Origin of the sequence: Bacillus paramycoides (genome assembly GCF_038971285.1) — a bacterium.
Taxonomy (GTDB): Bacteria; Bacillota; Bacilli; order Bacillales; family Bacillaceae_G; genus Bacillus_A.
The window spans coordinates 2193174-2219875 of record NZ_CP152427.1 but is presented as its reverse complement, the minus strand read 5'-3'; the positions used below and the strand labels follow the sequence as shown (position 1 = coordinate 2219875).

24 protein-coding genes and 1 pseudogene are annotated in these 26702 nt (G+C 34.1%); 6 read left to right on the top strand and 19 right to left on the bottom strand.

The window, feature by feature from the left end; translation table 11 throughout:
- Positions 1-104: 104 nt before the first annotated feature.
- Complete coding sequence (locus AAG068_RS11560; RefSeq protein ID WP_342719360.1) at positions 105-1307, bottom strand: L-lactate MFS transporter; 1203 nt, start codon at positions 1305-1307, stop codon at positions 105-107.
- A 566-nt stretch (positions 1308-1873) separates the two neighbouring features.
- Between AAG068_RS11560 and AAG068_RS11555 the strand changes: the two genes are divergently transcribed.
- Positions 1874-2059: a YkvS family protein gene (locus AAG068_RS11555; RefSeq protein ID WP_151630308.1), complete on the top strand. Its 186-nt coding sequence runs from the start codon at positions 1874-1876 to the stop codon at positions 2057-2059.
- A gap of 58 nt (positions 2060-2117) precedes the next feature.
- Here AAG068_RS11555 and AAG068_RS11550 read toward each other — a convergent pair whose 3' ends face one another.
- From AAG068_RS11550 to AAG068_RS11530, 5 genes are all read right to left on the bottom strand, one after another.
- The gene (locus AAG068_RS11550; protein WP_000214798.1) at positions 2118-2417 is read right to left on the bottom strand and encodes an ArsR/SmtB family transcription factor; all 300 of its coding nucleotides are present in this window, start codon (positions 2415-2417) and stop codon (positions 2118-2120) included.
- Between the two features lie 621 nt (positions 2418-3038).
- The gene (locus AAG068_RS11545; protein WP_342719359.1) at positions 3039-6128 is read right to left on the bottom strand and encodes an SMC family ATPase; all 3090 of its coding nucleotides are present in this window, start codon (positions 6126-6128) and stop codon (positions 3039-3041) included.
- Complete coding sequence (locus AAG068_RS11540; RefSeq protein WP_342719358.1) at positions 6125-7282, bottom strand: exonuclease SbcCD subunit D; 1158 nt, start codon at positions 7280-7282, stop codon at positions 6125-6127. Before AAG068_RS11540 ends, AAG068_RS11545 begins: the two co-directional genes overlap by 4 nt.
- Positions 7283-7297: 15 nt before the next feature.
- Entirely contained in the window at positions 7298-7537 is a 240-nt protein-coding gene (locus tag AAG068_RS11535; RefSeq protein ID WP_342719357.1) for a DUF2584 domain-containing protein, read from the bottom strand.
- A gap of 183 nt (positions 7538-7720) precedes the next feature.
- Complete coding sequence (locus AAG068_RS11530) at positions 7721-7978, bottom strand: hypothetical protein (RefSeq protein WP_048528963.1); 258 nt, start codon at positions 7976-7978, stop codon at positions 7721-7723.
- 316 nt (positions 7979-8294) lie between these two features.
- Here AAG068_RS11530 and AAG068_RS11525 point away from each other — a divergent pair, with 316 nt between their 5' ends.
- Entirely contained in the window at positions 8295-9350 is a 1056-nt protein-coding gene (locus AAG068_RS11525; RefSeq protein WP_342719356.1) for an enoyl-CoA hydratase/isomerase family protein, read from the top strand.
- A 176-nt stretch (positions 9351-9526) separates the two neighbouring features.
- Entirely contained in the window at positions 9527-10159 is a 633-nt protein-coding gene (locus AAG068_RS11520; RefSeq protein ID WP_000572336.1) for a LysE family translocator, read from the top strand.
- A gap of 68 nt (positions 10160-10227) precedes the next feature.
- On the opposite strand, the gene AAG068_RS11515 is transcribed toward AAG068_RS11520, so the two are convergent.
- From AAG068_RS11515 to AAG068_RS11480, 7 genes and pseudogenes are all read right to left on the bottom strand, one after another.
- On the bottom strand, positions 10228-11688 hold the full coding sequence (locus tag AAG068_RS11515) for a CoA-acylating methylmalonate-semialdehyde dehydrogenase (RefSeq protein ID WP_000633353.1): 1461 nt from the start codon (positions 11686-11688) through the stop codon (positions 10228-10230).
- Between the two features lie 36 nt (positions 11689-11724).
- Complete coding sequence (locus AAG068_RS11510) at positions 11725-12615, bottom strand: NAD(P)-dependent oxidoreductase (RefSeq protein WP_342719355.1); 891 nt, start codon at positions 12613-12615, stop codon at positions 11725-11727.
- 16 nt (positions 12616-12631) lie between these two features.
- Positions 12632-14341, bottom strand: a complete 1710-nt coding sequence (locus AAG068_RS11505; protein WP_342719354.1) for an acyl-CoA dehydrogenase family protein — start codon at positions 14339-14341, stop codon at positions 12632-12634.
- Between the two features lie 154 nt (positions 14342-14495).
- Complete coding sequence (gene prpB, locus AAG068_RS11500; protein WP_306183172.1) at positions 14496-15404, bottom strand: methylisocitrate lyase; 909 nt, start codon at positions 15402-15404, stop codon at positions 14496-14498.
- Between the two features lie 18 nt (positions 15405-15422).
- Positions 15423-16859 (bottom strand): 2-methylcitrate dehydratase, encoded by a 1437-nt coding sequence (gene prpD / locus AAG068_RS11495; RefSeq protein ID WP_342719353.1) that lies wholly within the window; start codon positions 16857-16859, stop codon positions 15423-15425.
- Between the two features lie 98 nt (positions 16860-16957).
- Complete coding sequence (gene mmgD, locus AAG068_RS11490; protein ID WP_342719352.1) at positions 16958-18079, bottom strand: citrate synthase; 1122 nt, start codon at positions 18077-18079, stop codon at positions 16958-16960.
- A gap of 649 nt (positions 18080-18728) precedes the next feature.
- Positions 18729-19869 (bottom strand): annotated as a pseudogene (locus tag AAG068_RS11480) (MFS transporter).
- 237 nt (positions 19870-20106) lie between these two features.
- On the opposite strand from AAG068_RS11480, the gene AAG068_RS11475 reads away from it, so the two are divergent.
- Complete coding sequence (locus AAG068_RS11475) at positions 20107-20388, top strand: hypothetical protein (RefSeq protein ID WP_342719351.1); 282 nt, start codon at positions 20107-20109, stop codon at positions 20386-20388.
- A gap of 70 nt (positions 20389-20458) precedes the next feature.
- Here AAG068_RS11475 and AAG068_RS11470 read toward each other — a convergent pair whose 3' ends face one another.
- Positions 20459-23008, bottom strand: coding sequence for a PBP1A family penicillin-binding protein (locus AAG068_RS11470; protein WP_342719350.1), 2550 nt, complete (start codon positions 23006-23008; stop codon positions 20459-20461).
- A gap of 469 nt (positions 23009-23477) precedes the next feature.
- Here AAG068_RS11470 and AAG068_RS11465 point away from each other — a divergent pair, with 469 nt between their 5' ends.
- Complete coding sequence (locus AAG068_RS11465; protein WP_340422778.1) at positions 23478-23684, top strand: KTSC domain-containing protein; 207 nt, start codon at positions 23478-23480, stop codon at positions 23682-23684.
- A 64-nt stretch (positions 23685-23748) separates the two neighbouring features.
- On the opposite strand, the gene AAG068_RS11460 is transcribed toward AAG068_RS11465, so the two are convergent.
- The 3 genes from AAG068_RS11460 to AAG068_RS11450 all read right to left on the bottom strand — a co-directional run bounded on the left by AAG068_RS11460 (position 23749) and on the right by AAG068_RS11450 (position 24835).
- The gene (locus AAG068_RS11460) at positions 23749-23961 is read right to left on the bottom strand and encodes a YqaE/Pmp3 family membrane protein (RefSeq protein WP_078418528.1); all 213 of its coding nucleotides are present in this window, start codon (positions 23959-23961) and stop codon (positions 23749-23751) included.
- Positions 23962-24257: 296 nt separating this feature from the next.
- Positions 24258-24458: a hypothetical protein gene (locus tag AAG068_RS11455; protein WP_342719349.1), complete on the bottom strand. Its 201-nt coding sequence runs from the start codon at positions 24456-24458 to the stop codon at positions 24258-24260.
- A gap of 41 nt (positions 24459-24499) precedes the next feature.
- Complete coding sequence (locus AAG068_RS11450) at positions 24500-24835, bottom strand: hypothetical protein (protein ID WP_342719348.1); 336 nt, start codon at positions 24833-24835, stop codon at positions 24500-24502.
- Between the two features lie 208 nt (positions 24836-25043).
- On the opposite strand from AAG068_RS11450, the gene gerPF reads away from it, so the two are divergent.
- Positions 25044-25259 (top strand): spore germination protein GerPF, encoded by a 216-nt coding sequence (gerPF, locus tag AAG068_RS11445; protein WP_001141565.1) that lies wholly within the window; start codon positions 25044-25046, stop codon positions 25257-25259.
- 214 nt (positions 25260-25473) lie between these two features.
- Here gerPF and AAG068_RS11440 read toward each other — a convergent pair whose 3' ends face one another.
- Both AAG068_RS11440 and AAG068_RS11435 read right to left on the bottom strand, forming a co-directional pair.
- On the bottom strand, positions 25474-25809 hold the full coding sequence (locus tag AAG068_RS11440) for a YolD-like family protein (RefSeq protein WP_342719346.1): 336 nt from the start codon (positions 25807-25809) through the stop codon (positions 25474-25476).
- Between the two features lie 398 nt (positions 25810-26207).
- On the bottom strand, positions 26208-26429 hold the full coding sequence (locus AAG068_RS11435; RefSeq protein ID WP_342719345.1) for a hypothetical protein: 222 nt from the start codon (positions 26427-26429) through the stop codon (positions 26208-26210).
- Positions 26430-26702: the final 273 nt, after the last annotated feature.

Sequence of the window (26702 nt, the reverse complement as noted above, 5' to 3'; positions counted from 1 at the left end):
AAAAATTCCAAAGATCATATAACCTATTTAAAACAACTCAAAAAAAGCACCCTATTTAGCAGGATGCTTTTTTGTAAACATAGTGTTATAGAAAATTAATATCCTTATGCTACGCTGCGATACTCTTCTTCTTGTTCTTTTGTCTGCTTAGGTGCTTGAATTAAAATTGCGATAATAAATGATATGACACATAAAACGCCGATTACCATGAATGTTGGCTTGAATCCACCTAGAAGTGCACCGATAAAGGAACCTGCAAGTGCTCCAAATCCAAATCCTTGATACACAATACCGTAGTTCTTACTATGGTTTTTCATACCGAAGAAATCACCAACAATAGCTGGGAAAATAGTGATATTTCCACCAAAGCAAAACGCTACACTTGCTACACATACAAAGTAGATACCATAATTTAAATCTACGAAACTTAAAACTAAGACTGAACTCGCCATAACAACAAAAGTACCAGTAACGATTTTTAAACGGCCGATTTTATCTGATAACGGTCCTAAAATTATACGACCTAACGTATTGAAGATTGCAACCATAGCAACCGCATTAGCTGCTGTCGCTGCGCTAAGCCCTACAAGTTGAACACCAATGTCTTTTACCATACCAATTAAGTATAAGCCACTCATACATGATGTAAATAACATAATAAATAATAAGTATACTTGTTTTGTACGTAACATTTCTTTCGTTGTATACTCATGAGTTTTTGTTTCATGAACTGCAACTTGATCAGCAGCTTGATGGATTAAACAAGCTCCAAGGACAATCATAGCTGTAACAATTAAACCCCAGTATATAAATGCTTGGGATACACCAACTGATTCAATTAACTGTGCGTTAACGTATTTAAAGATTAAACTACCTGAACCGTATGCAGAGACAGAAATTCCAGCAATCAAACCTTTACGCTCTGGAAACCACTTTATTAAATTAGATAATGAAGTGATATATGCTGTACCATCTGCATAACCTACAACAACTCCTGCTAGTACATAAAGCAAAATTAATGAGGAAGCTTGTGAACTAAGTACTAATCCTAGTCCTAATGCTAGTCCAGCTATCATAATAAGCTTACGAAGTCCCCATTTTTCTTGCAATTTACTTGCAAATAAAGTTGAAAATGCTAAGGAAAGACTAGTAATTGAGAAAGTTATAGCAACTGCGTTAAGACTCCAACCGTATTTGCTAACTAAAGGCTGATTGAATAAACTCCATGTATATATTGTTCCAAGCCCCATTTGTACGATGACTGTGCCAAGGACAACTAGCCATGGATTAACATTTGATTTTTTCATACCTTTCCGCCTCCTCTTTCTATTTCAATGCTTTTCGCTAAATTTTGTTTTTTCATGTTCATTTTGATCACCTCTTTTGATTTAACACCTTCATTGTATAAGATGTTTCCGCTTATGTAAGCACTTACAAGACAGAGCGTCAAAAACTTGGAATCAGTTACAGAAAACGAAGGACGAAATACAAAAATAGCTTTTTAAATACGTAATAATTATTTATATTGTTTTGTATAAGTTCGATTTACATATGTCTTTGAATCCTTTTTTAAATAGTAAAACAATAAAACCGTCTCTTTAATAAATATTCAAGAGACGGTTTTATTAGATTAATTCATAGACCTGACTTTCTTTATACGTTTATAATTGTTTCTTCAAATGTAATAATTGGCTCTACAAATTCCATCATAATGAAAGTATTTTTAATACGTCTTGTTAAAACTTCTTTTAATTCTACACACATAGACAACAAATATTTCTTTGATAAATAAAACTAAATATTCACTAATATCCCTTTACGTGGTTTAATATATATAATAAAAAAATATTTCTGTCTTTAATGAGGAGGTACTATGAAAGCAAACGTAGGGGATACTATACTTTTTCAACGAAATAATTTAAAGATTACAGGATCTGTACTAAAACTTTATACTGAATCGGTCTTAGTTGAAGTTACAGATGTAAGCGGTGGTACTTTTGAATTTGATCGAACCATTGTAAATCATAAAAACTATAAAATTTTAAATACGAATACATAAAGCAACACAAAATAGCCCCTGCTCACCGGCAGCGGCTATTTTATATGAAAATACTTCATTAATTTATATATCCTAAAACACTTACAATCTTACTCGCTTTTAAATTATTAATGTGATAATAAATTTCTAAACCTCTTCGCTCAGCTCGTAACACTTTGCCCTTCATTTTTGATAAATGTTGCGAAACAGTCGACTGTGGAATATTTAGTAATTCTGTTAATTGAGTTACATTACAAGTTTTTCTCGTACTTAATTCATTTACAATTTGTAATCGGATTGGGTGCGCCATAATTTTTAAAATATCTACATCTTCTTCTGAAACTAAACTTTTTCTCATTTCACTCGTATATGTTGTCATAAGACATTCCCCTTTTATATGAATTCCTTTTATTTTGATCTATTTCCAAAATATTTAAAACTCTGACAGGAAACCTTTATATAAAAATAATAGAATTTTAAATTTTTGAAAACAGAACGAAATACAATTCACTTTATTTATTTGGTACATATACATAATACAATGTTAATATGTGCTCTATGTGAAGTTAGCATAAATTTATAATGAAGATTTTTCAAATCATTCACATGTAACTAATCACTTCCTCATAACACCGTCCAGTGATTTTAACATATTTTAGGCGTTTGTATATACTATCTACAAAATAAATGTTGATTAGGGGGATTTCAAATGCCAACAGTACCATAAGAAGAAGTTGAAGAAGCGTGCGAAACGTATGTCAGTCGTATCATATTAGTTAGTAGATCAGCTTTATTTTTAGTAGGTGGTGTTATATCCGCAATTTCGGCTTTTAAAGCTTATAATCGTTTGGAGAATACTCCGCCTTCTACAGATAACTCCTAATTGAATTATTTAATATTGGATAACAAACAAATGCCACCTCTATAAAGAGATGGCATTTGTTTTATCATAAGTTCTTTACTAGAAAATCACAAACAATACTTTGCATTACAATGGAACTTACTTCACCACAAACCTCGTCTGACTACACCCATCCTTCTGCTTCGTTACCTCTAATACAGCTGGCATTGCGTTTTTCAGCTCTTGTACGTGTGAAATGACACCGATAAATCGGCCTGATTTTTGTAAGTCAATTAAGGCGTCAACTGCTTTTGTTAATGACTCCTCATCTAATGAACCGAATCCTTCGTCGATAAACATCGTTTCGATGGAAATACCGCCTTCATATGCTTGAATGACGTCTGCCATTCCGAGTGCTAAACAAAGTGATGCATTAAATTTCTCGCCACCAGATAATGTTTTCACATCGCGTGTTTGGCCAGTATATGCGTCGTATACATCTAAGCCTAATCCACTTTGACGATTTCTCTTTTCAACTCGTTCACTTCGTTTTAAATAAAATTGTCCATTTGATAATTTACGTAATCGTTCGTTTGCAATTTGAACAATTTGTTCTAAATACTCAATTAAGATGTAACGTTCAAATGATATACGGCTTTCGTTATCGCCTTTCATTACTTCATATAAGTCAACAAGTTCCTGGAAAGCTTTTTCTTCCTCATGAATTTGTTCATCAATACGCCTAATATTTTCATGTAAATCAGAAATATATGTTACCGCATTTTGCGCACGTTGACGTTTTTCTTTAATGATATCAAGATTGATTTCTAAATCTTTTATATGTTCACCTAACGCTGTAATATCCATATACTCTTTATCTTTTAATTCAGCACGTAACTCTTCAATTTGTTTTGCAAGTACTTCAAGAGATGAATAATAGCTTTGAATTTCATTTTGTAACATATCCATCTCAGCATTACTTAATTTGGCCTCTTTATACGTGGATTGATCTGTAAATCCGCTCTGCTCAAGCTCTTTCATAAAGCGCGCAAAGGTCTCTTCTTTCTTTAATTTTGTACTTTCAAATTGATTTGAAGCACCTTCTTGTTCTGCTTGAATACGTATATTTTCATTTTGCCAATGTTGATACACTTCCTGCACTTTCTTCCATTCGTCTTCCATTAACTTGAGTTCATGCACAGCTTGGTCAAACTGGATTTTCCAAGCTTGTACTGTTTGTAAGCTTTCAGGAATATTTTTCTTATCATGTTCATATGACGTACGAAGTTGCATACACTCCATTTCTGTACGGTGCTGCTCTGTTTCTACCTCACGTTTTTGTTTCTGAAGTGCATCTACTTTTTCTTCTACGCCTTTTATTTTCACAGCTATTTGCTTACGCGTTTCTTCACTAGCTTTTAACGTATTCACTTCAGTTGCTAATTGTTTTCCTTTTTGAACAAGCGCACTATATGTTTCAGCTAATTCTTCTGAGCGATAGCCTCGCTTCTTAACCTCTTCTATTACTTGCTCATATTGAAGATGATAGAAATTCCATTTCTCCTCTACTTGCACATGTAATTTTTCAGCAATGTTCTTCTTATCTCTTAAATCATTTAACTCTTTTTCGTCAATCGCATCACTTTGCTCTGTAGCTTTTTTCGGATGGTTCGTGCTACCACATACTGGACAAGATTCACCATCATGTAAATGAAGAGCTAATATACCAGCTTGTTCACTTAACCAGCGACGTTCCATATTTTCATATGCGTTCACTGCCAATTGCATGTTATTATATGCCGCTTCTTTTTCTTTCTCGAATTTTTGTTTTTCTTGCCAAACATCATATGCTTGCTTTAAAACTTTTGCATCTTCTCGCATATTCGTTAGTTCTTCTACTTTAGCTACATATTGTTCCAGTGCTCGTTCTAATTGCTGCAATTCATCAGACATTAGCTGTTTATGATTTGTATGCACTTCTAATTGTTTTTCTAAGTTTTGCATACTTTCTTTTAATTTCCCTACTTGAACTTCTGCATTTTGTAAATTCAATTGTTTCTCAGCTAATGATGCAATAATCAGTTGTAACTCTTCTAATCTTTGAACGAGTTTTTTTGCATTTTCTCTCTCAAGTTCTTTATTCTTTACCTCTTCATATTTCTCCTGAGCAAGCTCGAAGCTCTTCGTTATATTTTCTTTTTTGGCGATTATTTGTTTTAACAAACTTTCAACCTTCTGCTCGTTTTGCATTGCCTCTACGTACCACTGTTCAAATGGTAATAAGCGCTTCGCTTGTTCCGCACGTTTAAAAGATGTTTCTTTCATTTCAATCACTGTACGGTTTTCTTGTAAAGTATTATATTTCTCATTCTTTTGTTGTAAATCTATAAATTTCTCATTTACAGATTTCGCTGCATGAAAACGTATTTCAGCATCCTTTAATTGCTTCGTTTGAACATCTTGTTCTACTTGTAATTGCTCCACCTCTGCCTTATACGCAGCTGTCTCTTGTTCTAATGCCTCTACTACTTGATGCGTATTTACATGGTCTTGTTCGAATAATGTCTCTAATAATGATCCATCACGAATTGGTAATTTAAAAACATTACGGAAATATAACTCTCGCTCTTTCTGTTTTTCTTGTAAGACGTCTTTCCATTGTTTTCGTTTTTGATCAAGTAACTCACGCATTAACTTATAACGATCTGTTTTAAAAATACGACGCAAAATTTCTTCTTTGTTTTCTGTTTCAGATGTTAATAATTTTCGGAATTCCCCTTGTGGTAACATTACAATTTGGCTAAACTGATGTTTACTTAAACCAATTAAATCTTCCACTTTTTTATTTACATCCGTTACATGGAAACGATCAACAGCTGGAACCTGCTCATCATCAATCACTTCATATAATTCTACTGCATGTCCCGTAATCGTCTTGTTCCCTTGTTTTTTATGTCCAAGTTGGCGTTTTATTTCATAACGCTTCCCTTTTAGCTGAAAGGTTAGTTCTACACTTGTATACACGTTATCATCAGCAAATTGACTACGAAGCATGCTCGTATCACTACGTTCTTCTCCACTTGCTTCACCATATAATACATAACAAATCGCATCAAAAATCGTTGTCTTTCCAGCTCCCGTATTCCCAGAAATGGCGAAAATACGATGCTCTCCAAGATCATCAAAATCGATTACTTCTTTCTGTTTATATGGGCCAAATGCCGTCATAATAAGCTGAATCGGTCTCATCCTCGTTCACCTTCCCGTTCTTGCACTGTTTGTAATACTTCTACAAATAGACGTTCTTTCTCTTCTGATAACTCTAAGCCTTTCATTTCTTTATAAAAAGCCTTTAACAGTGATAAATCATCCGTTTTATGTCTTGAAACAGTTACTTCATTTGACTCTGTGAATTCTCGTCTTTGAATAGACCTTTCAACATGCATTGCATTTGGATATACAGAGCGTATTTTTTCCATTGGCTGCAAGACAGGATTTTCATCTAATAATTTTACAAATACGTAATCTTCACTTACTGGATGTTGTAATAATTCATCTATTTTTGCTTCTACTGTTCGCATTTTACGGCGTGGTGTAAGCAACCTTTTTTCAATCGTTACTTCACCTTGCTCGTCCAGTTCCACAATATAATATCCTTTTTTATGTTTTTCTTCAGAAATAGAATATGCAAGCGGAGAACCTGAATATCGAATTGTCTCATTCCGTACGAAATGCGCTTGATGTAAATGTCCAAGCGCTGTGTAATGAAACTTATCAAAATAATGACTATTTACGTATTCAGCACCACCAATTGAAAGTGGTCGTTCTGCATCACTTGTATTCTCCTCCGCTTCGCCCGCCGAAGTTACAAATGCATGACCAACAAAGACATGTCTAGCTTCTTTATCCATCGTTTCAGAAAGCTCATTCATAAAAATACGCATCGCATCATCATGAGAACGTACGTCTTCATTTTTCAATACATGTCTCACTATGCTTGGATCCGCATAAGGAACGAGATGGAAGTGAACCTCGCCATATTCATCATTTAATATAATTGGCTCATATGGAAATTGAAATTGTCCCACAATAAATAATCCTTGTTTCTTCATTAAACTACTACCAAAATGAATACGATCTGGACTATCATGGTTTCCTGCGACTGCAATAACTGGCGTTTGTAAATCAATGACTATTTTTTGTAAAACATCGTTTAATAAGTCTACTGCTTCTGTAGGTGGAATTGCTCGGTCGTATAAATCCCCTGCAATAATTACGGTATCTGGTTTTTCTTCCTCAACAGCTCGCACAAACTGATTTAATACAATCTTTTGATCTTCAGTCATATACACGCCATGAACGAGCTTTCCTAAATGCCAATCCGCTGTATGAAATAGCTTCATATTTTCCTGCTCCTTTTAATTTACTGAATTTAGTGATACGAGTTGATAGTTTAATGTAGTTCTTCCGTTCTCCCACTCTAACTTTTGTATCATTGCACTACCAATTCTTTCTTCATTTGATTTATATAAAGGTAATATTTCTTGAACTGTAAATAAGTGATAACCATCCAATGTTAATTGAAATATGTTTTCTTCTATATGTAATCTTACTTCTTTTTCATTTGAAACAATTTTTGTGTGCATCTCAAATTTCATGATAGATACAACCCCTTTTTCTATTCTCTACATTATTAATAGTATATTGGCTATGAAAGATTGACAAGTAAATACACGGTAAAGTACATACTTTTCTATTGCTATATGTTTTCTATTTTTACATATATTACGGTACGTGAAATTTCATTATTTCCAAAAATAAAAATGTCTCATGTGACATCTTTATTTTTGTATAAAGTCTTTCATTACATAATATAAAACTGTAATTAAAACGATTGCTACAAAAAATGAAAATACTGCGACAATGTACCCATCTTTATTTAATAAAATGCAAAAAGAAATAGATATGATAAAAATCGGAAATACAAGTCGTACTTTATCCTTCACTTCCTCTGTCGTATCTGTATGATGAAAATACTGAGTTATTCCTATCATTAAAGAAGACAAAATTATCACCGACAATAGTAAAGGTACTGGCATTCCGATTTCTCCTTTCTCTATTTCTAATGAAAAGCAACTTTTCTTTCATTATAATTACTTCAAATACTCTTTTTGAAGTAATTATGTACAATTTACACATATATAATAGCGTGTTTATCATGATAAATTCAAATAATTACAATTACAGTAATGTTGTAATATTCATTTTCAACCTCCAAAATCCTGCAAATATAACTCGTCAAAATATGCAGTGTCGAAATTAACATGTACCGCCAACTTTAGACAAAATTTATAAAGGACATTTCAGTACATATAAAGAATTAAGAATAAGAAGATATGTAAGGGAGGATGAATTATGACTGAACACGTTTTATTTTCTGTTAGCGAAAACGGCGTTGCATCAATTACTTTAAACCGCCCAAAAGCACTTAATTCTTTATCTTATGACATGTTGCAACCAATTGGGCAAAAACTGAAAGAATGGGAACATGATGAGCGAATTGCGCTTATCGTATTAAAGGGAGCTGGCACAAAAGGTTTTTGTGCCGGCGGCGACATTAAAACCCTTTATGAAGCACGTTCAAATGAAGCTGCATTACAGCATGCGGAACGTTTCTTTGAAGAAGAGTATGAAATTGATACATATATTTATCAATATAAAAAACCGATCATCGCTTGTTTAGATGGAATTGTAATGGGTGGTGGTGTCGGTCTGACAAATGGTGCGAAATATCGAATTGTAACGGAGCGTACGAAATGGGCAATGCCAGAAATGAACATCGGATTCTTCCCAGACGTCGGTGCTGCTTATTTCTTAAATAAAGCCCCAGGGTTTTCTGGCCGATATGTTGCTTTAACAGCATCTATTTTAAAAGCTTCTGACGTATTATTTATAAACGCTGCTGATTACTTTATGACATCTGATTCATTACCAAATTTCCTTACTGAACTTGAAAGTGTAAATTGGCATAAAGAAGATGGTGTACATACTAATTTAAAAGAAGTTATTCGTACATTTGCAACTGCTCCAAAACTAGAAAGCGAGCTTGCTCCTTCATTAGAAGAAATTAATTCCCATTTTGCATTCGATACAATTGAAGAAATCATCCATTCATTAGAAAAAGATCAAAGTTCCTTTGCTTTAAAAACGAAAGAAACGTTATTATCAAAATCGCCTGTTTCATTAAAAGTAACATTAAAGCAGTTTATTGATGGACAAGATAAATCCGTTGAAGAATGTTTTGCTACCGACCTTGTACTTGCTAAAAATTTCATGAGACATGCAGATTTCTTCGAAGGAGTCCGCTCTGTTGTCGTTGATAAAGATCAAAACCCGGATTATAAATATAAGCAGTTAAGTGATGTTTCAGAAGAGGATGTAAATCGATTCTTTAACTTACTTAACGCATAAGTGGTGGGTTACCCCTCACCGCCCATAAACCTGAGGCTATATAGCAGTGTAACTACACGACTATATAGCCTCTTTCCCATTTAATATTTTTTAATAAAATTTAATTTTATTAAATCAAAATATGTGCTACACTATTTTTAATCAAATATTCTAAAAATAAAAAAGGAGGAGCGACTATGATTGAAAATTATTTTCTTTTCATCATTATGTCTATTTGTCTTATTATTTTACCTGGTCCTGATACTGCAATGGCTACAAAAAATACATTAGTTGCCGGTAAGGTGGGCGGAGTAAAAACAGTGTTTGGTACATGTGTTGCACTATTAATTCATACTTTAGCAGCAGTTATCGGACTTTCCGCACTTATTGTAAAGTCAGCTCTTTTATTTTCTATTTTCAAGTACGTTGGAGCTCTATATTTAATTTATATTGGTATTAAAGCCCTTTTAGCAGTAAGAAATAAAGAAGGCGTTGATACGAACGATATATCTTTGAATAATGAAGATGAACACACCTCTTGCTTTCGACAAGGGTTTCTTACGAATTTATTAAACCCTAAAGTTGCAGTATTCTTTTTAACGTTTTTACCGCAATTTTTAAATCCAAATCATAATACGTTTATCCAACTTCTCGTAATGGGCCTTACTTACCTCGTTTTAACAGTCATTTGGTTCGCTTTTTATATATTTTTAATTGATAAAATTAGTGCTTTTATGAAAAAACCGAAGACGCAACGTTATATTCAAGGATTAACGGGAATCGTCTTAATTGGTTTTGGTATTAAACTTGCTTTTGAAAAAAGTAATTAACAAAATGAACCCCCCACTATTAATAGTGAGGGGTTCATTTAATAACTAATTTGAATGTTTATTTTATATTAAAACCAGCGCTCAGTTACAACTTTTTTACGTGTATAGAATTGAACGCCATCTGTACCATTTGTACCTAAATCGCCAAAGAATGACGCTTTATTTCCTGCAAATGCGAAGAATGCCATTGGTGCTGGAACGTTTACGTTTACACCGATCATACCAGCATCGATATTATCACGGAACGTTTGTGCATGTTTACCGTTTGACGTATAAATAACTGCACCATTTGCAAATTTAGATTGATTTGTTAGTTTAATACCTTCTTCTAAATCTTTAACTCGTACAATGCTTAATACTGGAGCAAAAATCTCATCTTGCCAAATTTTCATTTCTTGATTTACACCGTCAAAGATTGTCGCACCTACAAAGTAACCTTCTCCAACTTCTTCCTTAATTTTGCGGCCATCTACTAATAAAGTAGCTCCATCTGCTACACCACTATTAATATAGCCTAATACGCGTTCTTTATGAGATTCACGAATTAATGGTCCAACATAATTTTCTTCGTGGAAACCGTCTCCTACTTTTAACTTCTTCGTCTCTGCTACTAATACGTCGATGAATTCATCAGCAATTTCATCTACTACTGCTACTACTGAACAAGCCATGCAGCGCTCTCCACTACTTGCAAATGCAGAGCCGATTACACCTTGTACTGTTTTCTCAAGATTGCAATCTGGCATTACAATCGCATGGTTTTTTGCACCAGCTAACGCTTGTACACGTTTCCCGTGTTTCGTACCAGTTTCATAAACGTAACGAGCTACCGGCTCAGATCCAACGAACGAAACGGCTTGAATATCTTTATTTTCTAAAATGCTATTTACCACATCTTTTCCGCCTTGTACTAAATTTAATACTCCTTTTGGAAAACCAGCTTCATAGAATAACTCTACAAGTCGCTCTGCTAAAAGTGGCGTTCTTTCAGATGTTTTTAATACGAATGTATTACCGCAAGCAATTGCAAGTGGGAACATCCATAATGGAATCATCATTGGAAAGTTAAATGGCGTAATACCAGCAACAACTCCAATTGGATAGCGCCAAATCGATCCATCAATGCCGCTAGCAATATTCGGTAGAGCTTGTCCCATCATTAAATTTGGTGCTGATGTTGCAAGTTCTACTGCCTCAATACCACGTTGTACTTCTCCAGTTGCATCCGTTAATGTTTTACCATTTTCAAGCGTAATGATTTTTGCAAGCTCTTCTTTGTTTTCTTGTAAAAGCTGTAAATATTTATACAATTGTCTTGAACGATTCGGAACTGGTACTTTAGACCATGTTTCGTATGCTGCTTTTGCTGCTTCAACAGCTTTTTCAACATCTTCTTTCGGAGATAGCGGAACGTAAGCAATAATTTTTCCAGTCGCCGGATTGGGAACTGCTTCTACTTCTGTACCAGTAGATTCTACCCACTCACCATTAATATGATTTTTTACTCGTTTAATTTCAGTTGTAATCATTATATTCTCTCCTTTTTTATGATGTTTATAAGTCTATTATTTTTGATTAGAAATTAATTGTTCACTAACTTTCTTATATAAAGCAGCCATATCGTTTTCACCATACCCCGCTTTACTTGCTTCTTCATATACGTTTAATAGCATTTCGCTTACTGGTAAGTGAAGTTCGCTTTCTTTCGCTAAATCTACTGCAAACCCCAAGTCTTTCTTTAATAAATTCACAGTAAAGCCTGGCTCATAGTTTTCTGATGCAATAAAACTTTTATAATTGCGCTCATAAATTCTACTTTGACCATAGCTTACATTTAAAATATCAAACATTTTATCTAAATCCATATTGTTCTTTTTCGCTAATGTTAAAGCTTCACTCACACCAGCTGTATAAAAACCAATTAATAGGTTATTAATTAATTTAACTGTTGTACCACTATCAATTTGCTCACTAACATGGAAAATGTTCGCACCTAGTACAGCCATGATAGATTCCGTTTTCTCATATACCTCTTTTGATCCACCAACCATAAACGTTAATGTACGGTTTTCAGCTCCAATTACCCCACCACTAACAGGTGCTGCTAAAAAGTCTACTTTCTTTTCCTTTGCAGCTTCCTCTAACTGTTTGTTTAATTGTGGAGATACAGTACTTGTATCAATTAAAACTACATTCGAGTGACTATTTTCAAATAATCCTTCTTCGCCAAAATATACCGCTTCAACAGCGCGAGGTGAAGGTAAACTTGTAAAAATCACATCACATGTTTCTGCTAGTTTTGAAATTGATAAGCCGATAATTCCGCCTTCTTTTTCAAAAGAAGCTTCAGCATCTTTATTTAAATCCACACCATATACTGTGTAACTCGATTTAACTAAATTTTTAGACATCGGAAGACCCATGTTACCTAAACCGATAAAACCAATCTTTTTCATATCGCTTTCCTCCTATTTACACAATATACTTTCCGCGATTTATAATAGCTTTCGCAACTTCTCTCTTTTTTGTAAATACGTTCGTGTATAAAGGCACTAATAATTGACGAATTTCAGTTAAAATCACGTGTCTATCTTGTTCTTCTGTAATAGCCGCGGAAAGTACAGAAATCGCTGCTTCTTCTACTTTGCGATAGCCTTCTTCACAAATAACGTCAGTTATCATTTGTTTCGTACGCTCTTTCTCTTCACCATTTTTACTAATTGCTTTACTCGTACGTAAAAATGCTGATTCCATGACGTACACGTCCGTTAACATATTTGATAATACACGTGAATATTCTTGCTCTTGATCAATTTTTAAACCTGGAGTTTTAGAGAGCGTTTTCAAAGATTGTTTCAACAATTTTTTCGCTAATAAAATGTAACGATGGTTTCTTTCGACATTTTCTACATCAATCTCTACTTCAGTATCTTCAATTTGTTCCACTTGCTTCATTAACATTTTAGCAACTGTTAATCTATTAATTTCGTTCGTTCCTTCAAAAATACGACTAATTCTAGCATCACGATATAATCGTTCTACCTCGTACTCTTGCATATAACCGTAACCACCATGAATTTGTACAGCTTCATCTACGATATGACCAAGTGTTTCAGAAGCATTTACTTTATTAAGTGCACATTCAATTGCAAATTGAGACATTTTCTTCATAAGATCCTCATCACTCTCATGAATTGCTTCATCAATTATACCTGCAGTACGATAAGCTGCACTTTCTGCTCCATATGTAGCAATAATCATATTTGCAATTTTCTCTTGAATCATCGTAAAGTCTACTAATTCTGTTTGGAACTGTTTTCTCTCTTTTCCATATTGAACCGACAAACCAATTGCTTGTTTTGCTGTTCCAATATTTCCAAAAGCAAGCTTTAATCTAGCGAAGTTTAAAATATTTAGAGCAACGTGATGCCCTTTCCCAACTTCCCCTAAAACATTTTCAGCAGGTATGACAACATCTTCTAAAATAAGTGTAGCCGTTGAAGAACCTTTAATCCCCATTTTCTTTTCTTCTAGTCCAATAGATACACCTTCACATGTTCTTTCGACAATAAACGCTGTCATTCCTTTATTTGTCTTCGCAAAAACAACGTATACATCTGCCATATGAGCATTTGTAATCCATTGCTTCTCACCATTTAGCTTCCAAGCAGTACCATCTTCATTTAATACTGCACTCGTTTTTGCACTTAAAGCATCAGACCCAGCATTTGGTTCAGTTAAAGCATAAGCCCCAATCCATTCTCCAGACGCAATTTTTGGCAAATATTTTTCTTTTTGTTCTTTCGTTCCGTAATATATGTAAGGCAATGTACCTACACCTGCGTGTATATTAAATGAAACGCTAAATGCACCAGCGTATCCCATTTTTTCTGCTACAAGCCCTGAAACTGCCTTCCCTAACTCAAATCCGCCATACTCTTCTGGGACTTCGATACTTAATAATCCAAGTTCTCCAGCTTTCTCAAATAGTTGACGAGATACTTTATAGTTATGTTGTTCAATATTCTCCATTTGTGGAACAATTTCTTGTTTAACGAATTGTTCTGTCGTTTTTGCGATTAAATCTTCATCTCCTGAAAAGTCTTCTGGCGTAAAGAAACTATAATTCACATCTTTATTAAGTGAAAAAAATTCATCCCACGGTAACTTCGTTTTCTCCATCTGAATCCCCCTATCATTTCGGCCTTACTTGCTACTACTTATGCACGTCTACGATGAGTGGAATATCTTATTTTTGAAAACAGAAGGCGATGAATTTTCACATCAAGCAGTTTAGTTTGCCAAAGATGTACTCTCATCGCCTTAGTTGTTTTATCTATTGATCTTCTGATAATACTGTTTTTGCAATTCCAGTATCTAATTCTTCAAAGTCATGGTATGAGATTGTTTCATATAACTCACTTCTCGTTTGCATATTTGAAAGTGCATCTTTTTGAGAACCTGTTTCTTTAATTAAAGTAAACACATTCTCATACGCTTTCGCTGCAACACGAAGTGAAGTTACAGGATAAATAACCATTTGGAAGCCCATATTCGCAAATTCCTCTGCACTATAATACGGCGTTTTCCCGAACTCAGTCATATTCGCAAGTAAAGGTGCATTTACTTTACTATTAAATAGACGGAACTCCTCTTCTGATTGAAGCGCTTCGGGGAATATTGCATCTGCACCTGCTTTTACATAAGCGTTCGCTCTTTCGATCGCTTCATCTAAGCCTTCTACACCGCGAGCATCTGTGCGTGCCACAATATATAAGCTTGGTGCAACTTCTTTAATCGCTTTAATCTTTTGAACTAATTCTTCTGTCGTAACGAGTTTTTTACCATTTAAATGTCCACATTTCTTTGGTAATTGTTGATCTTCAATTTGAACAGCCGCAACTTTCGCTTCTAGCATTTCTACCGCTGTTCTCGCTACGTTTAGGACACCGCCAAATCCTGTATCAATATCAACAAGAACTGGTAAGTCTGTAGCTCTTACTAGATCTCTTGCCCTCTCTGCTACTTCAGTAGAAGTCACGATTCCTAAATCAGGTAGCCCTTTACTTGCAGTATAAGCAGCTCCTGATAAATAAAGAGCTGAAAAACCTGTATTTCTCGCAACTAAAGCTGCCATTGCGTCATGAGCACCTGGAATTTGTAAAATTTCATTTGCTTCTACTAAAGCTCGGAAGCGATTCGCAAGCTCCTCTTGTGTTGACTGTTTATTCACAACCCAAGCCATTCTAAATTCCCCCTATTATTAAATTAAGAATAGATCTACAAATTCATTTACATTCATATTTTCTAGTTTTTCTTCATTTAAACAAGCTTCATGAATTTGTTCTTGTTGCTTACTAGAATAATGTCCTGCCATATTTGCAGTGAATTTTCGAACAACTTTTGGAATTGCTTCGTCTCTACGGAAACGGTGACCAAGTGGATATTCACATTCCACGTTTTCTGTTACAGTGCCATCTTTAAAATGAACTTGAACAGCGTTGGCGATTGAGCGCTTGTTCGGATCAAGGTAATCTAAACTGTACTGTTTGTTTTCAACAACAACCATCTTATTACGTAATTCATCTACACGTGGATCATTTGCTACTGCATCCTCGTAATCGTCCGCAACGATATCGCCTTTTAATAAACCAATTGCCGTAATGTATTGTAAGCAATGATCACGATCAGCTGGGTTATTTAATGGACCTTCTTTATCAATAATACGAATTGCTGATTCATGCGTTGTAATTGTAATACGGTCAATTTCATCTAATCTTTCTTTAATTTCTGGATGCAATTTCACAGCACATTCTGCAGCTGTTTGTGCATGGAATTCTGCTGGATATGAAACTTTAAATAATACATTTTCCATTACATAAGACTCTAGTGGTCTAGCTAATTTTAATTCTTGTTTATTGAATAATACATCTTGGAATCCCCAACCTGGTGCAGATAAAGCTGTTGGATAACCCATTTCACCTTTTAGAGCAGTCATCGCAAGATGAACACCGCGGCTTGTTGCATCACCAGCTGCCCATGATTTACGTGATCCCGTATTTGGAGCATGACGATATGTACGAAGACTAGAATTATCAATCCACGCATGTGATAACGCATTAAAAATTTCTTCACGTGTTCCGCCAAGCATTTTTGCAACTACAGCAGTTGTTGCTACTTTTACGTATAATACGTGGTCAAGACCGACACGGTTTAAGCTGTTTTCTAAAGCAAGTACACCTTGAATTTCATGTGCTTTAATCATCATTTCTAATACTTCACGTACTTTTAATGGTTCTTTTCCTTCTGAAATACGAACACGGCTAATATAATCTGCCACAGCTAAAATTCCGCCTAGGTTATCAGATGGATGTCCCCACTCTGCTGCAAGCCAAGTATCGTTATAGTCTAACCAACGGATCATACAGCCGATATTAAATGCACCTTTCACTGGATCAAGTACATATGACGTACCTGGTACACGTGTACCATTTGGCACGATTGTTCCTGGTACAACTGGTCCTAGTAATTTCGTACACTCTGGATATTGTAGCGCTAAAATTCCGCATCCAAGTGTATCAAGTAATACGTAACGAGCAGTACTGAATGCTTCTGCACTTGTTACCTCTTTATTTAATACATAATCCGTAATCTCTTCTAATAATGCATCTTTTTGTTTAATTTCATTTGTTTTAATCATGCTATCCTTCCCTTTCTGTCGAAAATTCGTTATTATTAATGATGGGTGTCGGTCAAACACCCATCTGGCGGGCGGCGCTAACAACTCCCCAGTTGTTCTTATTTACTAAGTACATGTCGCTCGCCAATATAACTTACACGTGGACGGAACAATCGATTGTTCATATGTTGCTCAATTACGTGCGCACATAGTCCCACTGTTCTAGAGCTAAAGAAGATTGGTGTATAAAGTTGAATTGGGATACCAAGCATCCAATATACTGGAGCAGCGTAATAATCAAGGTTCGGATAAATTCCTTTTTCCTTCTCCATAATTTTTTCTCCAGCTTCACACATTTCATATAGTGTATAATCACCTTTTACATCACATAACTGTTTTAAAGCTTCCTTCATCATAAGTGCTCTTGGATCCATCTTTTTCATATATACACGATGTCCAAAGCCCATAATCTTTTCTTTGTTGTATAGTTTCTTCTGTAACAACTCTTCAAACTTCTCAACATTACCAGCTTCTAAAAGCATGTACATAACTGCTTCGTTCGCACCGCCATGTAAGCTACCTTTTAAAGATGCAACCGCACCCGTTAAAGCACCATATAAGTCGGATTGCGTAGAGGCAATAACGCGCGCTGTAAATGTAGAATTTGGCATTTCATGTTCACTATATAAAACAAGGGAACGATCAAAGATCTTTTCCTCAAGTTCAGTTGGCTTTTTACCTGTTAACATATAGAAGAAATTTGCGCTATATGATAGTTCTTTAAGAGGTTGAATTGGCTCTTCATTATTTAAAATGTGATAGCTATTCGCTACAATGTTAGGTACTTTACTCAATAATTTGTACCCGCGGCTTTTATTTACTTCTAATGAGCGGTTTTCAATATCATTATCGTAACCAGCTAATGCGGATACACCTGTACGCAATCCATCCATAGGATGCGTTTCTTTCGGTAATGCCTTCAGTACGTTGAATACACCTTCTGGTACTGCGTATTCTTCTTTTAATTTCTTTTCAAGTGCTACTTTTTCATCCTTATTTGGTAGATGTTCTTCCAATAAAAGGTGCACAATGTCTAAATACTCTTTTGTTTTTGAGAGTTCGATTAAATCATACCCTTGAATTACAATTTCACCTTTCACTGTGTCAAGAAACGAGATTTTCGTCTCCGCTGCCACTATACCATCTAATCCCGGGGAAAATTTTTCTTCAGCTTTCATCATTATTTCCTCCAATCCTAATAGATCTTCGTGCACATAACTGTAAGCCTTTACAATACTGTGAAACTACATTTCTATTTCAATGTATCAGAGTTTTTAGAAGATTTCAATTTATTTTATAATGATAAGTTTCCTATACTTTTACCGATGTAACAATACAATTTTTCAAAAATAATTTTCATATTTTATAAAGAAAGGACAGACTTCTTTGCATGTTTTATTAAAACAAAATATAAGAATGAATGAGAAAATCCCGTAGAATATATCATTCACCCAATTTTCTTAAGAAAATAAAAAAAAACGAGTTGTATACATATACAACTCGTTTCTACATGAATTTTATTTCACTATCCCATCAATATAATTCTTATATAAAACTTATTTACTTTTAAAAAAGTTATTATTTTACATAATTAAATTAAATTTCTACCGTTTCCTCATGGTAACATTCAACTAAATGATAGTTTTTAAAGTACCAAACATTATTAACGTCCACCAAAAATAGAATGTCTTCTTTCTCAACTGACACGATTTTCCTATCTAATTTCTTAGAAACTATCCCTCAAGGATAGTCAGGCTAAATTGAACTATTATCATGTTAAAACATTGTAAATCGTCATGTTCAATTATCCCCCCTCTTTGTTACTCCCGTTTATGCAAATTCTTTTTTACCTAATCGCTGTTTTACAAAAATGACAAAAATAATGAAAGCAATTAATCCTGAAATTGCACTACCTGCAAATAAAATACGGTAACCAAACATTTGCGAAACAACTCCAAGTAAAATCGCACCAAGTCCAATCCCTAGATCAAATGCAGTAAAGAACGAAGCGTTAGCGACTCCTCTTTTACTCGGATCAACAATTGTAATCATCGCTGCTTGCAATGCCGGCTGTGCTGAACCGAATCCAACACCGTATAATGCAGCGGCGATAACTACACCCATTAAACTATGTGAAATCGTTAATACAACTATTGCGATGATAGTAATGCATAGTGCCGGGAGTATGATAAATACTTCCCCATACTTATCTAATAGTTTTCCTGAAACTGGTCTGATAATTGTTAAAGAAACTGCATATACAAGAAAGAATGTCCCAGGATTCACATCAATTGACGATGCAAATAGAGGTAAAAACGTCGTAATCCCTCCATATGCAAATGATAAAAAGAAAACAACAATCGTAATGGATAGAACGGACTTTTCAAACAATTGCATTTTCCCTTTTTCTTTTTGTGGTGTGAATGGTATTTTCGTGATGAACGATAATAACACTGCCATAAAGGATAAAAGAGTTGCTAACAAGAATAGGCCGTGAAATGAATAATTTTGTAAAACCGATAATCCAATCATTGGGCCAATTGCCATCGCAATTGTCATGGCCATACCGTACCATACCTTCACCACGGCGCGAATCTGGAATAATATCAGTTATCGCTGTTCCAACAGCTGTTGTAGAGACAGCCCATGTTACCCCGTGAATAACACGTAAAACAGCTAGCAGGACAATAGTCGACGCTAAATTATAAGAATACATCGTTAACCCAAAAAAGATGAGTCCGAAAATAATAAAAGATTTTCTACCATATTGATCTAACATTCCCCCAATAATTGGTCGTATTACAACTGCTGCAATTGTAAACATCCCCATCATAAGTCCAACTTGTGATTCATTACCACCAATCTCTTTAATAAAGAGCGGGAGCGTTGGAACAAGTAAATAAAATCCTGTAAATAAAAATAACATTGCGAAAGTCATTTGAATAAATGATTTCGTCCATAATCGTTCCATTAAAATTCCTCCATAAACATGTATATTCTTGCAATTAACACCTCCATTTTACATTTTCTTAGTTCCTTTTCCCTCCGTAAATAGACGTATCTTTTTATAATAAATAGTCCACCATCAACTTAAATTAGCCTTACAACTTTATACATATACATTAGCCTAAAGTCCCATCTATATGTACCTTTATACGCGTAAAAAGAATATACTACTTTATTATCACAACTTAGGGGTGATTATGTTATGTGGGTATCTTCAAGAGTAACAGCCGTCGTTCCTTCGACTCCTGGGATACACGTTCCAGCCGTCCATACAGCTAGTTCCGATGTAGGTATTGAACTTCCCGCAACTTGGCAACACTATCAAATTCCCGGTCAAATTACTCCCTCATTTTGGCATCATGTTGCACATCCAAGTAGTACCCCCTTTCAAAACCACGCTTATCCTCCGTTACCTCAGTCTCAAATTTTTTATCATTTCCCTTCCATTTATTTTCAAAATTTCTATGGTACTTTTTACATTTAAACGAAAAAAGCACCTAAGAATGTAATGTATACAAATCTTAAGTGCTTTTTAATATTTTTATAAATTTTCCTTACTGCCCATTATTAGCAGGGGCCTCTCCTGCATTCCCGCCAGTATTTGGTTGTGTGGTCGCTGGTGGAGTCGTATTTCCTTGACCTCCTCCGTTATTTGCTGGTGGAGTCGTATTTCCTTGACCTCCTCCGTTATTTGCTGGAGGGGTCGTATTTCCTTGACCCCCTCCGTTATTTGCTGGAGGGGTCGTATTCCCTTGACCTCCTCCATTATTTGCTGGAGGGGTCGTATTTCCTTGACCTCCTCCGTTATTCGCTGGAGGTGTTGTATTTCCTTGGCCTCCCCCGTTATTTGCTGGAGGGGTCGTTCCTTGACCATTTCCATTATTTTGTTCATTTTGTTTCTTTTCTTCTTCTTGTTTCTTTTGCTCTTCTAGTTTCTTTTGTTCTTCTTGCTTCTTCAGTTCCTCTTGTTTCTTTTCTTCTTCTTGTTTTTTAAGTTCTTCTTGTTTCTTTAATTCTTCTTGCTTTTTCTCTTCTTCAGTTTTTTGCTGTTGATCTTGTTTTGGTTTTTCCGTTGTATCCGGTACGCTCGTATTTGGAGAAGAATCACGTTTTTCTCCTTTTATACGCAGCTCACTACCTTCTTGTATTACACTACTTGGCATTTTAAATCTTGATTTATCTGTAGCCATCTCGCTCATCATTTCTTTAAAGATCAACTGTGCAATTTTCGTATTTTTACTACTAATATACTCGTCTTTACCATCTTTCATATACCCAGTCCATACTGCCATCGTATATTGCGGCGTATAACCTGCAAACCAACTATCACGAGTTGCACTTTCTGGAATATTAAATTTCGCTAATTGTTTTGAATCATAGTTTGTTGTACCCGTTTTACCAGCTACATCTAAAGAACTAATATTTGCCGCTGTACCAGTACCTGACGTTACTACTGAGCGAAGCATATCAGTAATCATATATGCTGTAGAGTCAGCTATAACTTGTTTTGGTTTTTGCTCAAAACTTTGTGATTTGCCGTCTGGATAAACTATTTTCTTAACAAAATGCGGTTTTGCATACTTTCCACCATTACCAAATGTCGCATAAGCACCTGCTATTTCAGTTGGTGATACTTCGTTTGTACCAATCGCTGTAGATTCTTTCGGTGCTGAATCAAATGTAATACCTAATTTCTCAGAGAACTCCTTTGATTTATTAAGTCCTACTTCTTTTGCAGTTTTAACTGCTGGAACGTTACGTGACATTTTTAACGCTTCACGCATAGTAATTGGGCCTAAATGACTTCTGTCAGCATTTCGAAGTTCTTGTCCAGTTGAATATTTAAATGGAGAATCATCAATTTGATGATACGTAGCCCATTTTAAGTATTCAATTGCAGGACCGTAATCAAAGATTGGCTTCATAGTTGAACCAGCTGCACGATCTAATTCAATTGCCATATTATGTCCTTTAAATACTGCTTTATTTTCACCGCGCCCACTACCTATAGCACGAACCTCACCTGTTTTCGTATCCATAAATGTGAAAGCACCTTGGAATTTATCATTTGGATAATTAATAATATTTGTATTCAAAATGTTATCAGCTAATTTCTGTGCTTTTGGATCCAATGTTGTATAAATTTCTAAACCATCAGATCCAATATTTACATCTGGTATTTCCTTTTCTACTTCTTTCACTACTGCATCCATAAATGCAGGATATGGCATCGCTTGTAGCTCAGCTGCACTCTTAATATTTTTATCCACGGGTACTTTCGATGCTTCTTCCATTTCTGCTTTTGTAATATAACCATGTCGATTCATTAATTTTAGTACAACATTTCTTCTTTCTGTTGCCCTTTGAACATTTTCTGGTTTCGATGGATCATAGTTATTTGGTGCTTTCGGTAACCCTGCAAGCATCGCAACTTCTGGTAATGTTAAATCTTTCAATTCTTTACCATAGTAGTTTTGTGCTGCTGTTGCGATTCCATATGAACGATTTCCTAAATTAATTTTATTTAAATACATTTCTAAAATTTCATGTTTTGAATATTGTTGTTCTAGTTTATACGCTAAATATATTTCCTGAACCTTACGTTTTGATGTTTTTTCCATCGATAAGAAGTAGTTTTTAATAACCTGTTGCGTTATTGTACTTCCACCTTGTGAACCGTAATCTCCTTTAAGACTCACCAAAACAGCACGGGCAGTACCTTTAAAGTCTACTCCGCTATGCTCGTAAAAACGTGCATCCTCTGTTGCTAAAAATGCATTTTCTACTAATTTAGGAATTTGATCATACGTAACATTCGTCCGTTTTTCTTTCCCGTATTCATATACCAAATCGCCATTTTTATCATAAATTTTTGAGGATAACGGATTAACAAGTTTTGCTTTCTCAAGTTTTGGTGCGTCCTTAATCATTACAAAGAAAGTAGCAACTCCCCCCACTAAACCAACAATACCAAGTAATAAACAAGTAATTAAAAACTTGCGAAAGAATGATGTTTTACCTTTTGGTTTTTGTGTTTTAGAAGCTGGCTGTTTTTTCTTTTTAACTTGTCGTCGCTCCTCTCGAGAACGATAATTTTCTGACATGTTACTTTCTCCTGCCTTTCAATTCTCCCGTTGATTTACTTAAAAATATTGAGGTCACTTTCTAAAATGAATTTAATTAAGAAATTATATTGACCTGGAGCATTCAATATTTTCCTAATTCACAGATTATAAATTTTAGAATACTTCTTATACAAAGTATTTTCACTTCTATTTTTCCTAATAATGCTGCCCCTTTAAGCATAGAATGTAAAAAGTGAATTTTTAATACCTCGTATAAATAATATACCTTTTTTTCAAATGGTCAATATTTTCTTATTTATAAATCAAAGGTGAAATAAAAATAGCACAACGATATGTACTTCGTGTGAACTTCCTTATAATTACGTATAACGAACATTTAATATATTGCATATAAGTATCATACCTCTTTAATTATAAGGATTTCAACATCCCAACCCCAACATCTACAAGAATTTATAAAAAATGAAAAGCAAGGAGTTGCGTAATAATGGAATTATCTCCCGTGATTTCAAAAAATATAGTTGCTGTTGGCTATAATCCATTTTCTATGATTTTACGTATTCAATTAAAGAATGGAATGTATGATTTCTTTAACGTGCCTGAAAACATTTACACCGGTTTATTAAACGCACATTCTAAAACGAATTATCACAATACTTATATTAAAAATTCTTTCCGCTATACTAAAATTTAAACTTAAACAAAATGAAAAAAGAAAGGAGGTAATCCCCCCTTTCTTTTTTCGTTTCAAGACTCAGCTATCTTCTATTTCTCTTATTCATGTCATCATATGCTTGAATTTGTTTTTTTAATCGCCGATCTGCTTTTTTATCGTGTACAACTAATATCGCATGGATAACTCCTGGAACCCAAAATATTAATGTTAATATGAAATTAATTATTGCTTGAAATGGTTTCCCACAAAATAATACGGCTACAGGTGGAAGCAGAATTGCCAACAAATACATCATCGCTTGAAAACTCCTTGCTTTGTATTTTTTATCTCTCTTCTCTTCGTACGCTAATAGAACCAATTATTTTAATTTACTACTAATATCTTTTCTCCTGCTATATATTCTATTCTAATGCAAAAAAACCTACCATTTCAACTTTTCTACTTAAGTAAAATTGAAATTTCACATATCTCCTTTACAACATTTTATTATCTTCTTTTACACTCAGCCATTTACTAAAGTATCAACTCATTTCATACTTTAGAAGGAGTTTTTATATAAAGAAAAAGAGTAACGCTAGCAGTTACCCTTGTTTATATATCAAAAAAATCATTATTTATTTCGTTATTACTCTTAAATTTCAGCTTCTCTTTCCCGCATTTCTCACACCGATACACATAAGCTACACCTAGCTTACCCGTTTTAAAATCTTCATTATCCTGTATCTTAATAACACCATACTTATGTTTACATTTAGATTCATCTAAAAAATTTTCAACCCATTTTTTCAACATAGAACTGTTCACCTCTATGAAAGAATCTTCATTTATTCTTATTACATACTTTTACATAAATTCTCAATCTCATGTTGCAACTTTTTAAATTGCTCAAAATGCATAGTGATAGAGTGACTGTTACCATAATCAACACTATGCTTTACAAATAAAACACCAGTGTCATGAAAAATTGCTTCCAGTTCTTTTCTGATGGATACTTTCATTATATGTGCTGTTTTAATAGCCGATAAAATTGCAATTTCATTAAATTTTAATTTTATTTCATTTGGACAAAATGCTTCTTCGACCAATATAACTTCATTGCTATAAATAAGTGCAACAAGATTACTTGATTTTGCATCTGTTAAATCTACTTTTTTTATAACATTATTCATTACATTTTGCCTCCTTTGTTTTCATATATATTAATTATACAATCACTATTTTTAATTACTCATCCTTACATTAATTTTAACATACTTTTATTGTGGGATTAAGCTACACTTCAAATGATTTACTATTCCACAAGTTTTGTTACATGAACCATTTGGATATAGTATCATATGGTAGTGTTAACAAATGATTGTAAAGCGGGTGAAAACCATGCCCTCAGTTGTAGGGAATTTAGTTGTACAAAATAGTAACGGTTCATTTAACTTAGGTGATTTCTACAACGTTTCTCCGAAAGAAAATACGAAGGCTTATAATGGATCTGGTGCTTCAAACGTTGGTTTTGTTGTTAACACTTTTAATGGCGTGAGCGCGACTAATACGTTTGATTCTGACCTTGCAGATCAAAACCAAGTGGGTACAGCTTAATCCTATTTTTCATCGTTTTGTTTAGAAATTTTAAACTTGTCTATACTGTAATCAGGCTGTTACACAGCTATTGTTGATTTTTGGAGTACCCTATCTTTTTCTCCCTTTCCCTGGGGCTTAGCAGCTAGTATGAAGCTAGCTGCTTTTTCGTTTTATTATTTCTATCCCTCATCTAACAAAAATAAAAAAGCTAAAACTTAAATTTCAGCTTCCTTTACGTTATTTCAATAACATCCATAGTATTAAATACATAAGTTTTATAAAAGGCGTCAGTACATATTACTATGCGCTTTAGCGGGTTTATATGCACAACTGTCATATAACTTGTAAGGATATATCCATCTTCAAAATATGTCACCAATATTTCTTTTTCAGACAAAAAGGACATTAATAATTTATCAGAAATTCTTTCTTTGGCTTCGTTTGTTACGAGCGGTTTTTGTACTTTAAATTTTTCTCCAACAACCTCTCGCATACTTAACAACTGTTCAGACATTACTGTAAATGGAACCCATTCTCTTTCTATTTTCTGCACCTTTACATCATTCATTTCTTTAGCTCCTTGCTCATTTATCCATTTTAATTCATGCAAATTATTTTCAACTATTCTTTCATAATTCCTTGACTCATATTCACACCACAAGAACATTCGTTCTAATTATACACGAACCTACGTTCTTTTGAGAAGAGCTATAATTATATTTTTAATAAAATATAATATAATTTAATTACTTATTTTTTCTTCTTCAAATAAGCTTTTCACTTCTTATTTAATAGGGCGTTCACATACCAACAAAAAAGTTTTAATTTTCAAGTTTATTAACCATCTATAAATGAAAGCATATATTATAAAGAACGAACTCAAAAAAGTTCTATGAAAAGAGAGCAATTTAAACACTCTCTTTTCGTACATACGGTATAAGACTATCTATAAATAATTCCCCCTAATTATTTCATATATTTTGGTTGTACTATTATATGTAACTCCCTCTCTGTTACTGCTTTTTTAGGGTTACGAAAATACTCTAATTCGTATTTTAATACTTCATACTCAACCATCCCGATCTTAATCCCTTTCGTTTCTTTTAAAATAGCTAATAAGTTACTTATATCTTCATCGTTCGATTCAAAAACTTTCCCTGCATCTTCTCTTTGAAAAATTACTTTCACATGTTCTCCTCCTACGTAATATATTTATCTATTCAATAATCCATTTAAAAATGTTCATTCTTCCTCTGAAAATTCCATACTAAGAAGAACATCCATTTTAATGGAATGCTCTGCTTTTTACTTCATTTAACATCAATATTAATGTATGTTTCATTCTGCAAACTATGTTTATCCACTTTAAAAAAGTAAAACTTAAATCAACTCAAGTTTTGTTCATTCCCGACTAATAATTGGCCCACACCAATCATACTACCTACAAATAGTGAGAAAAAA